Source organism: Spirillospora sp. NPDC048823 (assembly GCF_043198445.1).
Lineage (GTDB): Bacteria > Actinomycetota > Actinomycetes > Streptosporangiales > Streptosporangiaceae > Spirillospora.
Genome location: NZ_JBICUT010000007.1, coordinates 257702 through 272022, shown reverse-complemented (window position 1 = coordinate 272022; position 14321 = coordinate 257702). Strand labels below are relative to the sequence as shown.

Below are 14321 nucleotides of genomic sequence, written 5' to 3'. Positions count from 1 at the left end.
GCCCGGTATGTAGGGTCGTGGTATGTCAGTCATGCCGCCGGTGGAGTCGGGCATCGTCGCAGGTGCCGACCTCAAACCACGTTCACGTCAGGTCACGGACGGGCTGGAGGCGACGGCGTCGCGCGGCATGCTCCGCGCGGTCGGGATGGGCGACGAGGACTTCGCCAAGCCGCAGATCGGCATCGCGAGCTCGTGGAACGAGATCACGCCGTGCAACCTGTCGCTCGACCGGCTCGCGCAGGGCGCGAAAGAGGGCGTGCACGCGGGCGGCGGATACCCGCTGCAGTTCGGCACGATCTCCGTGTCCGACGGCATCTCGATGGGTCACGAGGGCATGCACTTCTCGCTCGTGAGCCGCGACATCATCGCGGACTCCGTCGAGACCGTCGTGCAGGCCGAGCGCCTCGACGGGACGGTCCTGCTCGCGGGATGCGACAAATCACTGCCCGGGATGCTCATGGCCGCCGCCCGTCTCGACCTCGCGAGCGTGTTCCTCTACGCGGGCTCGATCATGCCGGGATGGGTCAGGCTCTCCGACGGGACGGAGAAGGACGTCACGCTCATCGACGCGTTCGAAGCCGTCGGGGCGTGCGCGCGCGGGCGCATGAGCCGCGAGGACGTCGACCGCATCGAGCGCGCCGTCTGTCCGGGCGAGGGCGCCTGCGGGGGCATGTACACGGCGAACACCATGGCGTCCGTGGCCGAGGCGATGGGGATGTCGCTGCCCGGGTCGGCCGCGCCGCCCTCGGCGGACCGGCGCCGCGACGCGTTCGCGCACCGCTCGGGAGACGCCGTCGTGAACCTGCTGCGGCGGGGGATCACCGCGCGCGACGTCATGACCAAGGAGGCGTTCGAGAACGCGATCGCCGTCGTCATGGCGTTCGGCGGCTCGACGAACGCGGTCCTGCACCTGCTCGCGATCGCGCACGAGGCCGAGGTCGGCCTCACTCTCGCCGACTTCGAGCGCGGCGCGAGCCGCGTGCCGCACCTGGGGGACCTCAAGCCCTTCGGCCGGTACGTCATGAACGACGTCGACCGCATCGGGGGAGTGCCCGTCGTCATGAAGGCCCTGCTCGACGCAGGGCTGCTGCACGGCGACGCGCTCACCGTCACCGGCCGGACCGTCGCCGAGAACCTCGCCGGCATCGCCCCGCCCGACCCGGACGGGAAGATCCTGCGGGCGCTCGACGACCCGATCCACCCCACCGGCGGGATCACGATCCTGCACGGGTCGCTCGCACCCGAAGGCGCCGTCGTGAAGTCGGCCGGGTTCGACGAGGACGTGTTCGAGGGGACGGCCCGCGTCTTCGAGCGCGAGCGCGCGGCGCTCGACGCCCTGGAGGACGGCACCATCACGGAAGGCGACGTCGTCGTCATCCGGTACGAGGGCCCGAAGGGCGGGCCGGGCATGCGCGAGATGCTCGCCATCACGGGCGCGATCAAGGGCGCCGGCCTCGGCAAGACCGTCCTGCTGATCACCGACGGCAGGTTCTCCGGCGGGACGACGGGGCTGTGCGTGGGCCACATCGCCCCCGAGGCCGTCGACGGCGGACCGATCGCCTTCGTGCGCGACGGCGACCGCGTCCGGCTCGACGTGCAGAGTAAGCGGCTCGACCTCCTCGTGGGCGACGCCGAGCTCGCCGCCCGGCGGACGCCGGACTGGGCGCCCGTGCCGCACCCGTACAAGCGGGGCGTGCTCGCCAAGTACGCGAAACTCGTCCAGTCGGCGTCGAAGGGTGCCGTCCTCGAATAGGGGAGCATGAACCCCTCAAAGCCCCTCGGCGACGGACGCGTGGTGCCGCGCGGAACGGAGATCGGTCAGTGAGACTCGATGTGCAACTGGACGGCCGGCCGGATGAGGCGGCGCAGCGGGCCCGCGCACTGATCGCCGCCGGGGTGGACGGCCTGTTCACCTTCGAGGGCCCGCACGACGTGTTCCTGCCGCTGATCGTCGCGGCCGGCTCGCCGGAGGTGCCGCCGACCGACCTGATGACCAACGTCGCGATCGCGATCCCCCGCAGCCCGATGAACCTGGCCAACATGGCCTACGACCTGCAGTTGCTGAGCAAGGGCCGCTTCCGGCTCGGGCTGGGGTCGCAGATCAGGCCGCACATCGAGAACAGGTACGGCGCGACCTGGAGCAGGCCGGCCGCCCGGATGCGCGAGACGGTGCTCGCGGTGAAGGCGATCCTGAACTCCTGGCAGCACGGCACCCCGCTGGACTTCCGCGGCGAGTTCACCAAGCACACCCTGATGCCCGCGACCTTCGTCCCCGGACCGAACCCCTACGGCGTACCGCCGGTCCTGCTCGGCGCGCTGGGCCCGGTGATGACCCGGACCGCGGCCGAGGTCGCCGACGGGCTGCTGGTGATGCCGTTCCACAGCCATCGGCATTTCCGCGAGCGCACACTCCCGGCCGTGGCCGAGGGCCTGGAGAGGGCGGGTCGCGAGCGGATCGAGGTGTACCCGCAGGCGATCGTCGCGATGGGTGACACTCCCGACGAGATCGCGGCAGCGGCCTTCGGGGTGAAGGCACTGCTGGCCTTCTACGGTTCGACCCCCGCGTACAGGCCGGTCCTGGACATCGAGGGCTGGGGAGATCTGCAACCCGAGCTGAGGGCGCTGTCCAAGACCGGCGACATCATGACGATGGTCGGTCTGATCGACGACACGGTGATGCGGACCCTGGCGGTCGTCGGGACGCCCGCCGAATGCGCCGCCGAGATCAAGGCCCGGTTCGGTGACGTGGCCGAACGGGTCTGCGCCTACTTCCCCGGGACGACGCACCCGGAAAAGACGATCGCCGCCTTCGCGACCGAACTGAGAACAACGCCGTGAACGTTCCCACCTGAAGGCGCTCGTCAGGTCCCGTCCTCAGGGGAGGCGGTATTGGGAAACGAAGTCCCAGATCACGGCGTTGGCGTCGATGTCGTAGGTGGTCCCGCCCAGGAACGGCCCGAGGAACGGGATGCCGCCGGGCCAATTGTGACCCCCGCCTTTGATCTGGTAGACGGCGACGGGCCCGTCGGACGGGCAGTCCGGGTGGTCGTGGCGGACGACGGTGGTGTTGTCGTCGGGCGCGATGTCGGGCAGGTTCGTGGCGACGGTCCTGCCGCCGCAGCCGTTGTTGCGCGTCCAGAAGCCGAGCGCCGGCTGCACCGTGGAATAGGGCACGATGAAATCACCGTCGCCGTGGATCATGACGATCGGGACATGCCGTCCGGGGCGGCAGGAGCCGGGATCCGACAGTTGGCCGGCGACGGCGACGTAGGCGGCGAACCGGTCGTTGTCGCAGGCCATCCTGCTGGTGAAGAAGCCGCCGTTGCTCATGCCGGAGGCGTACAGGCGCCGGGGATCGGCGTTGAACCGCTGAACGAGAATGTCCTGGAGCCGCTGCACGAAGCCGGGATCGTCCACGTCGGGGGAGGGTGTCCCGGCCGGGACGCCCTGCCAGCCGATGCCGTAATGCTCCGGGGTGACCATGATGAAGCCGCGGGTCTGAGCGTAGTCGGCCATTCGGCCGAAGTACTCGGCGATACCCGGCGTCTCCACGAGCCCGGGGAAGTGGAACAACACCGGCCGCGGGGTGCCGTCGTAGTCGTCGGGCAGGCGGAGAACGGCGTTCCTGGACTGCCCGGCGTGCGTGATGCGGATGGCGTGGTCGCCCGGGTCGGGACGGCGATCCTCGATCGTGAACGTGACCGCCTGCAAAGAAGAGGAGTCGCCGCGCCGGACGGTGCCGATCCCCGCCCACTTCACCGTCGCCGCACCGGGGACCGTGACTCCGCCGTTCACGCGGGCGGAGATCTCCACGCCCGCGCCGGGGTCCTTAAGGGTGAAGTCGCCTTTCAACCCGAAGGCGGAACGGGCGATCTGGAAGGAGACGTCCGCCGTCCCGCCGTCGGCGCCGGGGAGCGTGCCCGCACCCTGAATCTCGTTGGTCTCGTACGTCGCGACATTGTCGAGGACGGCGATGGACCCCGAGGACAGTTCTCCGGTCAGGTCGTAGGCCGGGGAACCGGCCGCGGTGACCGTGACACGGTCTCCGGCCGGCGGAGCGGCGTGAGCGGCCCCGGCCGGTGCGACGCTCAGCGCCGCTCCCGCGAGGAACACGGCGGCGAGACCGCGCCAAGACCGAGGCGGGTGGTCCACGTCAGGTACCTCCTGCGAACCCGTGCCGTCGGCACATCGGGAGAAGTTGCGCCACAGTAAGCCTTTTGCAAGCGGCCGCCAATGCACATTCGAGAGCATCCGACGTGCAGAATTCATCGCTTTCGGATAAAGGAATGTCATGCTCCAGCGCGGGCGCCGCGCGGCGAGCCAGGCCCTGAACGGGCTCTGATCCGGTCGCGGATCAGAGCCCGGGGGCATTGTTGTGGTCGGTGACGGGCCGCGGGGCGTCGTCGGCGTTCGGTCCTACCAGGTCAGCGGAGGGGTGGTGTGGCCTGCTGGGAGAGGCCCAAGGCGTACTCGGGCCACCAGACGCCGGCCGCCGGATCGACCACGCCGTACTCGGGATCCTCCGGCCCGGCGGTGCCGCGGGTGCACTGGCCGTCGGATTCGCCGGGACGCTTGATCCAGAGGAAGGCGTCGACCAGGGGATCATCGGTGCGGGTCGAGGGCCGGGCGCCCAGGCCGCGGCCCGGCGGGTTGCACCAGACCTGGGGGTCGGTGTACTTGTCCGCCGGCGGCGTCCACGGTCCCTGGCCGTTGCGGCTGGTGTCCAGGACGAAGTGCGTCAGCGTACGCGGGGCGTCCCGGACGGTGGCCAGGTCGGCGTCTGAGCAACTGGCCGAGCCCGTCTTCTGGCGGAAGCGCAGGCACTTGGACAGCCTGGTGCCGTACGAGACCAACTCGTCGGTGCCGCGGTAGTTGGAGACGTTCAGCGCGAAGCCGTCGGCTTTGGCGATGCCGCCCTTGAGCAGGCGGCTGGCCATGCCGAGCTGGGCGCGCGGTTCGCCGTAGCCGGCGTCGTAGTCGTTGAGCGACTGCCAGTCAGAGTGCCCGGAGTCCACGTAGACGCCGGTGCGCGGCAGCCGCTGCAGGGTGCCGATCGCGTGGTTGATCTCGCGGAAGCGCTCCTCGACCAGGGCGGGGTCCTCCGGCGTTCCGGTGGTGCCTCCGCCGCCCTCGTTGCACCACGGCTCGCTGGACAGCAGTGCCAGCCCGTCGGGTTCGACGATCACCACGGCCCGGCCGCCGCCGATCCCCTTGGCGAAGGCGTCGATCCAGGCGCGGTAGGCGGCCTCGCTCGGAGCGCCACCCGCTGAGTACTGCGAGCAGTCCCGGCCCGGCACGTAGTACGCCACCAGCACCGGAACGGCGTGCTGCCCGGCGGCCTTGACCATCGTCCGCCGGACCGCCTTCCGCACCTCGGCGGGGGTGCCGCCGGTGAACCAGATCGCCTGCGACACCTTGGACAGGGCCCGCATGTGCGCCGCGTCGTCCTCGCGTCCCGCGGCCGCCCAGATGTCGGCCTGCCGTCCGGCGTTGGTCGTGGGCTCGACGTAGAACCTGGCCTTCCCGGCCAGCGGATCGTCGTGCTTCAACGCCTGCGCCGGCGCGGCGAGAAGCGCGACGATGCTCACCGTGGCGGCGGTGAGGATCCCGATCCGTCGTCTCATCCGGTACTCCAGACTCTCGGGGGGTGGAGGAGGCGCACCCCACGAGAACCCCTGGGGCTCACCCGGCCATGCGCCGGACGAGCGCGCCGGAGACACCGTGTGGGAGCGCTCCCATGCGGAGTCTGGGCATCCCCCGAAGATCCGTCAAGACCCAACTTCCCGACGATCGTTCGATGCGCCACCGGTCAGCACGTCGAGGGCCGCGATGATCGCGGGATGCTGCTCCGAGCCCGACCTGGTCACGGCCTCGACCGTACGGCCCTTCCCCGGCAGCGGCAGGATCGCGACGCCGTCCGGCGGGTCCTCGCACAGCAGCCACGGGAGGATCGTCACGGCCAGACCCGTCGCCACCAGCGCCAGCGCCGACCGCAGATCGGAGTAGTCGTGCTCTATCAGGGGCGTGAAGCCGGCGCTGTGGCAGGCGTGCAGCATGACGTCGCGGCAGGCGCTGGGCGGGGGCGTGGCGGCCCAGTGCTCACGCCGGAGTGCCGCGACTCCCTGCCCCCGGGCGGCCGCTCGCAGCCTCTCGGGGACGGCGAGCGCCAGCGGGTCCTCGAAGAGCGTGCGTGCGGTGAGCCCGCCGGGAAGGCCCGCCCCGAGATGCCGGTAGCGGTAGTGAAGCACCAGATCGAGGTCGCGCCGCCTCAGCATCGGCAGCGCCTCCTCAGGCTCCGCCTGGATGATCCTCGGGCGCAGCCCCGGGTGGCGCTCGACCAGCGCGCCCGCGAGAGGGGCGGCCACCGGGGCGAGGGCGCTGGTGAAGCAGCCGATGACGAGCTCTCCCACGACCTGCCCGTCCGTGGCCCGCACGATGCCGTGCGCCCGTTCCAGTTCGGCGAGCACCCGCTCGCTCTGCCTGACCAGCGCGGCGCCGGTCGCGGTCAGGCGCACGGTGCGTCCCTCCCTGTGCAGCAGGACCGCACCGGTCTCGGTCTCCAGCGCCCGCAACTGCTGCGAGACGGCCGACGGGGTGACCTGGTGCACGTCCGCGACCGCGGTCACGGTGCCGTACTCCGCCAGGTCGCGGAGCAGGATGAGGCGCTTCACATCAAGCATGAGCACATCTTAAAAGGATGTGCAGCATAGGTAGCTGGACTACACCGACCTTCCTGCACGACCATCCGTCCTATGAAGATTCTGCTGATCGGAGCCACCGGAACACTCGGCCGCGCCGTCCACACGGTGCTGCGCGAGCGCGGCCATGAGATCGTCACGGCCTCACGGACCGGCTCCGACATCTCCGTGGACATCACCGACCCCGACTCCATCCAGGCGATGTACGAGCGGGTGGGCCGGGTCGATGCCGTGGCGAACGCCGCCGGCTCCGTCCCGTGGAAGCCCTTCACCGAGTTGAGCGCCGAGGACGTGCGGGACGGCTTCACCGGCAAGGCGTTCAGCCAGATCGAACTCGTCCGGCAAGGCAGCGCACGCGTGGCCGGGGACGGGTCCTTCACCCTCATCAGCGGGATCCTCGTCCGCGACCCGCTCGTGAAGGGCTCGATGGCGTCCGTGGCCAACGGCGCCGTCGAGGCGTTCGTCCGAGCCGCCGCGATCGAACTGCCGCACCGCCAGCGGATCAACGCCGTCAGTCCCACCGTCTTCACCGAGTCGCTGGACGTCTACGGCGATCTGTTCGCCGGCTTCGAACCCGTCCCGGTCGCCGCCGCGGCCAACGCCTACGTCCGCTCCATCGAAGGGGGCCAGACCGGCCAGACGTACGAGATGTGACGCGGCCGCGGCGCCTCCCGGACCTCCACCTCGTTCTCCTCTCACCACGGCCGGATTCCCCGCGAGCCCGACTCCGGTCGTGACTCACCCCTGAGGTTGATCTTGAGGATCGGCAGCGTGGGCGATGCGTGCCCGGTGGGCCCCGCAGCAATCTGGACGACGTTCGCGCTCATCGATCCAGAGGAATTCCGCCATGAATCGCTTCCTTGGCCCTGTCGCGGTGGGCGTCGCCGCTTCGGTCATCGCCGCGGGCCTGACCGTCTCGGCCGCGCCGGTGCTCGCCACCTCGACGCACGACGGGAAATCTCCCACTCATGCCCATCCGGCCTCCTGGAGGGGGCAGTTCGTCTCGTCCGTCCATCTGCGCGGCTTCTCTGCCGGCCAATTGCGGGAATGGCTGGCCGGTGACGGTTTCGACACCGGTACGGTCCGCTATGGAGTGGACGCCTACCGGGTCGTCTACCGCACGGTGGACGTGCGCAACCGGCCGACCACCGCCAGCGGCCTGGTCGTCCTGCCCCGCAACGGTGAGCGGCGCCTCGCCACCGTCTCCTACGGCCACGGCACGAACATCAACAAGGCCGAGGCCCCGTCCATGTTGGGGAACGTGTGGACCGGGGCGCCCGCGGCCACGTTCGCCGCGGGAGGCTTCGCCGCCGTCGCCCCCGACTACCTGGGCATGGGCGTGGGGCCCGGCGCGCCCCCGTGGAAGCACGTCCCGTCGGAGACCACCGCCTCGCTCGACCTGCTGCGCGCGGCGCGCCGGTTCGTCCCGCGCCACGGGAGGACCCTGGAACGCGACGTCATGGTCACGGGCTTCTCCCAGGGGGCATCGGCGGCGCTGGGGCTGGCCAGGGTGCTCCAGGACGATCGCTGGTTCCGGCTGCGCGCGATCGCCCCGATCTCGGGTGCCTACGACTTCCGGGGGGCCGAACTGCCGGCACTGGTGAGCGAGGAAGAGCCGCCGCAGATCAACCCCAAGGCGGCCGTCGTCTACTCCTCGTACCTGCTGACGTCCTGGAACCGGATCCACGGGTTGTACGACGACCCCTCAGAGATCTTCGAGGCTCCTTACGACACGCGCGTCGAAGGGTTCTTCGACGGCACCACGCCCGCCCAGGATGTCGTCGGAGGACTGCCCGGCACCCTGGACGAACTGCTCACCGAGGACGGACTGGCGATGCTGCGCCACCCGCGGGGCCGGTTCGCGGAGGCCCTCCGGCAGGACGAGGTCTGCACCGGATGGGTCCCGCACGTCCCGATCCGTCTCTACAAGATCAGCAGGGATGAGGAGGCCGTGACCGCCAACACCGACCACTGCCACGCCGCGTTCGCCGCGTCCGGCAGGGACGTGCCCGTGGTGGACGTGGGCGAGGTGACGTACGAGGGTTCGCGCCACCTGGGCTCCAACCTGGCCGGGACCGCTCTCGTCGCGCGCTGGTTCGCCGGGCTGCGCTAGCCGGCCGCCGCCCGGTTTCGCGGAGTGTCGGATGATCTCCGGCGGTCATGCCGCCCCACAGGCGACCGGCTTCTGAGAAGATCTCAGCTGTTCGGTCAGACACGAGTTTTCCTGTGAGGGGTGCCGCCGTTGGAACCGCTGAGGCAGGACGGCTCGCGACCGGTGGCGGACGGGGACGGGCAGGTGCTGGCGGGCCGGTACCGGCTGGTCTCGCTGCTCGGCCGGGGCGGCATGGGAGCGGTCTGGCGGGCCCACGACGAGCAACTGGACCGTGAGGTGGCGGTCAAGGAACTGCGCGTGCCCGAGCATCTGGACGACGCCGTACGGCGGACCTGGATCGCCCCGGCTGGACCGGGAGGCACGCGCCGCGGCCGGGCTCAGGCATCCCGGGATCGTCACCGTGCACGACCGCGTGACCGGTGATGACGGCCGCCCCTGGATCGTCATGGAGTTGGTGAGGGGGCGTTCCCTGGACGACCTGCTGAAGGCCGAGGGGCGGCTGCCGCCCGCCGCGGTCGCGCAGATCGGGTTGCGACTGCTGGACGCTCTGCGCGCGGCTCATCAGGCGGGCATCACCCACCGCGACATCAAGCCCGCCAACGTCTTGCTGGAGAACGACCGCGTCGTCCTGACCGACTTCGGCATCGCGGCCGTCGATGGCGATGCGACCCTGACCGGAACGGGCGCCGTTCTGGGCACTCCCGCGTACATGTCTCCCGAGCAGGTCCGCGGCCAAGAGGTCGCGGCCGCCGCCGACCTGTGGTCCCTCGGCGCCACGCTCTACACCGCCGTGGAGGGGCGCCCCCCGTTCGAGGGCGCCGGCACGGGGGCCATCTTCATCGCCATCGCCACCCAGGACCCCGCACCACCCGCACACGCCGGCCCCCTCGAACCCGTCCTCAGGGCGCTGCTGCACCGAGACCCCTCCCAGCGCCCGGTCCCCGACAGCCTGCACGCCCAGCTCACCCGGGTCGCCCAGGGCGGCGCCCCTGCACAACCGACCCTCCTGCTGCCGCCGGCACAACCGCCTGTTCCGCCGCTGCCCCGACGCTCCGCCCGCAGTCGCAAGAAGAAGGTCGTTCTCCTCGCTCTCGTGGCGGCCACCACCGCCCTGATGCTCGCCATCACGGTGACGTGGGCGGTGACGGCAATCCGGGAGAGGCAGGGGGACATGCGCTACGAGGCGAATCTGCGCGCACTCGCGGGGCTGGGAACGAGCCCTGGTCATTCAACCGAGTTCAGAAGGACTTACGACAACACGACCGTGGAGGTCGACTCGACCCTGTGTAAGTACGAGTCCGTCGACGACGGGTGCAATCTGGAGGGCCAGGTCACCACCGTCGTCAACTGGTTCCGGTCGAGGCCCGGCGTGCGGTCCGTGATCCTCGAGCCCCCCACGGAGGAACCCAACACCTTCCCCAACCGTTCGCTGTTGGTTCTCACTCAGAGCTCACTCAGGATCACCGAGGTCGTCATCTACGACCAGACGTACGACCACGTAATCATGCTCAGTTTCACCGTGGGCTGACGGCCGGCGGTCACTTCATCGGCGGGTGGCTCAGGCCGGCTCGGCGGCGCCGATTCGCCGCGCCCACTGATCGCGGGCCCGGTCGGCCTTGGAGGAGTGCGGGGTGCCGGCCCGTACCTGCGGCGGTCCGCTCATGGACCACATCGGCGCGGATCTGCCCCGCGCGTGCGAACCGCCGTCGCCCCGATCTTGAAGACGAGGCTCGCAGCCCCTTGTCGTGGTGGCGGTGGTGGCCTTAAAGTGCACTCCAAGGTTTTATAGACCGAGTGGTATGTAAAACGTTTCCGCAGTAAACAGGAGGTCAGACGGTGCCGATGCAGCCACCTCGCCTTCTGCTCGATCGGCCCATGGAAGCTCGGCCCGAGCGGAATCGGAGGTCCTGATGCTCGATATCGACCGGCTTCTCGTCACCTACGGGGCGCGTGAACCCGTGATCAAGGAGGTGTCTCTGCAGGTCGGAGACGCGGGAGTGGTCGCACTTCTCGGCAGCAACGGAGCGGGCAAGACCACGCTGATGCGTGCGATCTCCGGGACGCTGCCACTGTACGGCGGCGCCGTGAGGGGTGGGTCCATTCGTTTTCTCGACCGTCCTGTCGAGAAGTCGAGTCCGGCCGAGATCGTGCGGAGCAGGCTCGTCCAGGTGCCGGAGGGACGGCACGTCTTCGCGGCGCTGACCGTGGCCGAGAACCTGGCCGCCGGGGCGCTCCCCGTCAAGTCGCGGACGGAGCGCGAGAAGTCGAGGAAACACGTGCTCGACCTGTTCCCGCGCCTCGCGGAGCGGATGAAGCAGCCGGCGGGCACCCTCTCGGGAGGCGAGCAGCAGATGCTCGCCATCGCCCGCGCGCTGATGTCGCGGCCGAAACTGCTGCTCCTGGACGAGCCGTCCCTCGGGCTCGCGCCCAGGCTCGTGCAGCTCATCTCCGAGACGATCAAGAACATCAGCGAGGAGGGCGTTCCGGTTCTGCTGGTCGAGCAGAACGCGGCCATGGCGCTTTCCCTCGCGCGGTCGGCCTACGTGCTCGAACTCGGCCGGGTCGTGCTGCAGGGGCCGGCGGACGAACTGGCCGGCAGCGACGAGGTCCGCCGCCTCTACCTGGGCGAGTCCGCGGACGAAACCGTCCGGGAGGCCGCGCCGGTGGCCGCCCTGAGCAGGTGGAACGGATGACGGCGCCGAGTCTGCGCATCGAGGGTGTGACCGTGCTGTTCAGCGGGCTGCACGCCCTGGACGACGTGTCCTTCACGGTCGAGCCGGGAACCGTGCACGCGGTGATCGGGCCGAACGGCGCCGGCAAGTCCACCCTCCTCAACGCCCTGTGCGCCATCTATCCCGTCACGTCCGGGGCCATCCACGTCGGCGACCAGGAGGTCACCGGGCTGCGTCCCCACCGTGTCGCCGCCCTGGGGATCGCCAGGACCTTCCAGAACATCGTCGTGTCACCGGGCGAGTCCGTGTTCGACAACCTCATGGTGGGACGGCACCGGCTGACCCGCACCGGGGTGATCGGCGCGGCCTTCGGGCTGGGACGCCGGGAGGAGCGGGCGCACCGCGAACGCGTCCGCGAGATCGCCGCGTTCGCCGACCTGTCGGACAAGCTGGACGCGCCCGCGTCGCGGCTGTCCTACGGGGACCTCAAGCGGCTGGAGTTCGCGCGGGCGCTGTGCCTGGAGCCGCGCCTGCTGATCCTGGACGAGCCCGTCGCCGGGATGAACGCGGCGGAGAGCGCCCGGCTCGGCGACCTCGTCTCCGCCGTCCGCGACGCACTGGATCTGACCATCGTGTTCGTCGAGCACGACATGGGCGTCGTCATGTCGATCGCCGACCGCGTCACCGTGCTGAACTTCGGCCGGGTCATCGCCGACGGCACGCCCGCGCAGATCCGCCGCGACCCCGAGGTGATCGGCGCCTACCTCGGCGGTGACCCCGCGCGGCCCGCGGGGCCGGAGGCCGGGGCATCCGTGTCGGAACCCGCGGCCGACAGGCTCACGGAGAGGCCTTCCTCATGACCCATCTGCTGGAGCTGCTGGCGAACGGCGTGTCGCTCGGGCTCCTCTACTCGATGATCACGCTCGGTTTCGTCGTGGTGTACAAGGCGACGCGGGTGGTGAACTTCGCCTACCCCGCGTTCATGATGACCGGCGTCTTCCTGGTGGCCGTGACCTCACCGGAGATCGGGTTCGCCGCCGCCTTCGTGCTCGGGCTGGCCGTCACGGCGCTGCTCACGCTCCTGTCGGAGCGGTTCCTGGTGTCGCGCGTCAAAGGCGGCGATCACCATGGCATGGCGATCCTGACGATCGGCCTCAACATCGTGATCCTGGCGGAGGTCAGCCGCCGGCTCCACGAGCGCATCCTGCCGCTCGGCGCGCCCTGGGACGGGCACGTGGTCCGGCTGGGGTCGCTGACCCTTCCGCTCACCGTCATCATCACGGTGACCTTCATCCCGCTGCTCATCGCCGGACTGGCGCTGGTCCTGCGGATGACCGGTCTCGGACTGGCGATCCGGGCGTCCGTGGAGGACGCCGAGGGCGCCACCCTGGTCGGGGTCCGCCTGCGCCGCGTATCGGCGGGCGCGTGGGCGGTGTCGGGGCTCCTGGCGACGGTGGCGGGGGTCGGGCTGGCCTCGTTCCCCAGTCCGGGCGTGAGCCTGAGCATGGAACTCGTCGCTCTCACCGCCTTCCCCGCCGCGATCATCGGCGGCATGGACTCGCTCGGCGGCGCCATCGCGGGCGGGCTGATCGTCGGCATGGTCCAGGTTCTGGTGGCGGGCTACCAGGACGAACTGTCGTTCCTCGGCCTGGGCCTCGGGGACGTCGCCGCCTACGTGGTCATGCTCGCGATCCTGCTCTGGCGGCCGTCCGGGCTGTTCGGGGCCAAGGAGGTCAGTCGTGTTTGAAACCCTCACCCGGCGGCGGGCGGTGATCGGCACCGTCGCCATCGCGGCCGTCCTGCTCGTCCTGCCCCTGTACGTCGGCGGTTTCTGGCTGCGGATCGGCCTGTTCGCGATGGCGGCGGCGATGGGCGCGATCGGCCTCACCCTGCTGTTCGGCGCGGCGGGACAGCTGTCGCTCGGGCACGCCTTCTTCATCGCGATCGGGACGTACGGCTACGCGTTCCTGTCCGGCGAGGACCACGGCAAGGTCCAGGGACTCGGCCTTCCGCCGCTGATCGCGGCGGTGCTGGCGGTGCTGCTGGCGGGCGTCGCCGGGCTGCTGTTCAGCCCGGTGGCGAGCCGGATCCGAGGTCTGTACCTGGGGATCGCCTCACTCGGCCTGGTCTTCCTCGGACACCATCTGATGTTGAACCTGCCGTCGCTGACCGGCGGCTACGACGGCCGCTCGGTGACGGCGTTCTCGCTGGCCGGGCACGAGTTCTCCGACGCCTCCGGCCTGGTGGTGGCCGGTGTCCCGTTCGGGGACGTCGAGCACCTCTGGTACCTGTTCCTCGCCCTCATGGCGGGCGGGATGCTGATGGCGCACAACGTGCTGAGCGGACGTCCCGGGCGGGCGTTCCGCCTCATGCGCGACAGCGAGGTCGGGGCGTCCTGCATGGGCGTGGAGATCCGGCGCGCCAAGGCGTCCGCGTTCGTGCTGTCCTCGATGTACGCGGGACTGGGCGGGGTCATGACCGCGCTGGCCTTCCAGCGGGCGATTCCCGACTACTTCGACCTGATGCTGTCCATCGACGTCCTGGTCATGGTCGTCCTGGGCGGCCTGGGCTCGGTCGGCGGAGCCGTCGCCGGGGCGACGTTCGTCGTCGGGCTTCCGCTGGTGCTGAGCAAGTACGCGGACGTGCTGCCGCTCGTCGTCGCGAGCGGGCAGAGCGGCGGCGTGGACGCCTCGCTCGCGGCGAAGTTCGCCTATGGGGCGCTCGTCGTGATCGTCGTGCTGAGACAGGGCCGGTCGATGCGGTCGTTCCGCACGGTGCGCCGCCGTCCCGCCGCCCCCGAACCCGCGGCCGCGTGAGGCGTTCCACGCCGACCGATCG

At 70.4% G+C, this 14321-nt stretch carries 13 protein-coding genes; 10 read left to right on the top strand and 3 right to left on the bottom strand.

Going from position 1 to position 14321, the window contains the following annotated elements:
• Positions 1-22: 22 nt before the first annotated feature.
• Together ilvD and ACGFK0_RS19005 are read left to right on the top strand one after the other, a co-directional pair.
• Positions 23-1753 carry a dihydroxy-acid dehydratase gene (ilvD, locus tag ACGFK0_RS19010; protein WP_392906342.1) on the top strand — a complete coding sequence of 577 codons (1731 nt, stop codon included), beginning with the start codon at positions 23-25 and terminating at the stop codon, positions 1751-1753.
• Between the two features lie 68 nt (positions 1754-1821).
• Entirely contained in the window at positions 1822-2838 is a 1017-nt protein-coding gene (locus tag ACGFK0_RS19005; protein WP_392906340.1) for a TIGR03617 family F420-dependent LLM class oxidoreductase, read from the top strand.
• 36 nt (positions 2839-2874) lie between these two features.
• Here ACGFK0_RS19005 and ACGFK0_RS19000 read toward each other — a convergent pair whose 3' ends face one another.
• From ACGFK0_RS19000 to ACGFK0_RS18990, 3 genes are all read right to left on the bottom strand, one after another.
• On the bottom strand, positions 2875-4152 hold the full coding sequence (locus ACGFK0_RS19000) for an alpha/beta hydrolase family esterase (protein WP_392906339.1): 1278 nt from the start codon (positions 4150-4152) through the stop codon (positions 2875-2877).
• Between the two features lie 272 nt (positions 4153-4424).
• Entirely contained in the window at positions 4425-5624 is a 1200-nt protein-coding gene (locus ACGFK0_RS18995) for a glycoside hydrolase family 6 protein (protein WP_392906338.1), read from the bottom strand.
• Positions 5625-5768: 144 nt separating this feature from the next.
• Positions 5769-6680, bottom strand: coding sequence for a LysR family transcriptional regulator (locus tag ACGFK0_RS18990; RefSeq protein ID WP_392906336.1), 912 nt, complete (start codon positions 6678-6680; stop codon positions 5769-5771).
• Positions 6681-6752: 72 nt separating this feature from the next.
• Between ACGFK0_RS18990 and ACGFK0_RS18985 the strand changes: the two genes are divergently transcribed.
• From ACGFK0_RS18985 to ACGFK0_RS18950, 8 genes are all read left to right on the top strand, one after another.
• Positions 6753-7352 carry a short chain dehydrogenase gene (locus tag ACGFK0_RS18985; RefSeq protein ID WP_392906334.1) on the top strand — a complete coding sequence of 200 codons (600 nt, stop codon included), beginning with the start codon at positions 6753-6755 and terminating at the stop codon, positions 7350-7352.
• A gap of 193 nt (positions 7353-7545) precedes the next feature.
• Positions 7546-8811, top strand: coding sequence for a hypothetical protein (locus ACGFK0_RS18980; protein ID WP_392906333.1), 1266 nt, complete (start codon positions 7546-7548; stop codon positions 8809-8811).
• 129 nt (positions 8812-8940) lie between these two features.
• Positions 8941-9234, top strand: a complete 294-nt coding sequence (locus tag ACGFK0_RS18975) for a hypothetical protein (protein WP_392906331.1) — start codon at positions 8941-8943, stop codon at positions 9232-9234.
• The gene (locus tag ACGFK0_RS18970; protein WP_392906329.1) at positions 9212-10339 is read left to right on the top strand and encodes a serine/threonine-protein kinase; all 1128 of its coding nucleotides are present in this window, start codon (positions 9212-9214) and stop codon (positions 10337-10339) included. The genes ACGFK0_RS18975 and ACGFK0_RS18970 overlap by 23 nt, the downstream gene beginning before the upstream one ends.
• A gap of 382 nt (positions 10340-10721) precedes the next feature.
• Positions 10722-11504 carry an ABC transporter ATP-binding protein gene (locus tag ACGFK0_RS18965; RefSeq protein WP_392906327.1) on the top strand — a complete coding sequence of 261 codons (783 nt, stop codon included), beginning with the start codon at positions 10722-10724 and terminating at the stop codon, positions 11502-11504.
• Complete coding sequence (locus ACGFK0_RS18960) at positions 11501-12343, top strand: ABC transporter ATP-binding protein (protein WP_392906326.1); 843 nt, start codon at positions 11501-11503, stop codon at positions 12341-12343. Before ACGFK0_RS18965 ends, ACGFK0_RS18960 begins: the two co-directional genes overlap by 4 nt.
• Entirely contained in the window at positions 12340-13230 is an 891-nt protein-coding gene (locus ACGFK0_RS18955; RefSeq protein ID WP_392906325.1) for a branched-chain amino acid ABC transporter permease, read from the top strand. Before ACGFK0_RS18960 ends, ACGFK0_RS18955 begins: the two co-directional genes overlap by 4 nt.
• On the top strand, positions 13223-14299 hold the full coding sequence (locus ACGFK0_RS18950) for a branched-chain amino acid ABC transporter permease (protein WP_392906323.1): 1077 nt from the start codon (positions 13223-13225) through the stop codon (positions 14297-14299). Before ACGFK0_RS18955 ends, ACGFK0_RS18950 begins: the two co-directional genes overlap by 8 nt.
• The last annotated feature ends 22 nt before the right edge of the window (positions 14300-14321 follow it).

Excerpts from the sequence above, each read along its gene's own strand:
- ilvD (WP_392906342.1), top strand. The coding sequence starts at position 23 with ATGTCAGTCATGCCGCCGGTGGAGTCGGGCATCGTCGCAGGTGCCGAC.
- ACGFK0_RS18995 (WP_392906338.1), bottom strand. The coding sequence starts at position 5,624 with ATGAGACGACGGATCGGGATCCTCACCGCCGCCACGGTGAGCATCGTC.
- ACGFK0_RS18990 (WP_392906336.1), bottom strand. The coding sequence starts at position 6,680 with ATGCTTGATGTGAAGCGCCTCATCCTGCTCCGCGACCTGGCGGAGTAC.
- ACGFK0_RS18985 (WP_392906334.1), top strand. The coding sequence starts at position 6,753 with ATGAAGATTCTGCTGATCGGAGCCACCGGAACACTCGGCCGCGCCGTC.
- ACGFK0_RS18980 (WP_392906333.1), top strand. The coding sequence starts at position 7,546 with ATGAATCGCTTCCTTGGCCCTGTCGCGGTGGGCGTCGCCGCTTCGGTC.
- ACGFK0_RS18965 (WP_392906327.1), top strand. The coding sequence starts at position 10,722 with ATGCTCGATATCGACCGGCTTCTCGTCACCTACGGGGCGCGTGAACCC.
- ACGFK0_RS18960 (WP_392906326.1), top strand. The coding sequence starts at position 11,501 with ATGACGGCGCCGAGTCTGCGCATCGAGGGTGTGACCGTGCTGTTCAGC.
- ACGFK0_RS18955 (WP_392906325.1), top strand. The coding sequence starts at position 12,340 with ATGACCCATCTGCTGGAGCTGCTGGCGAACGGCGTGTCGCTCGGGCTC.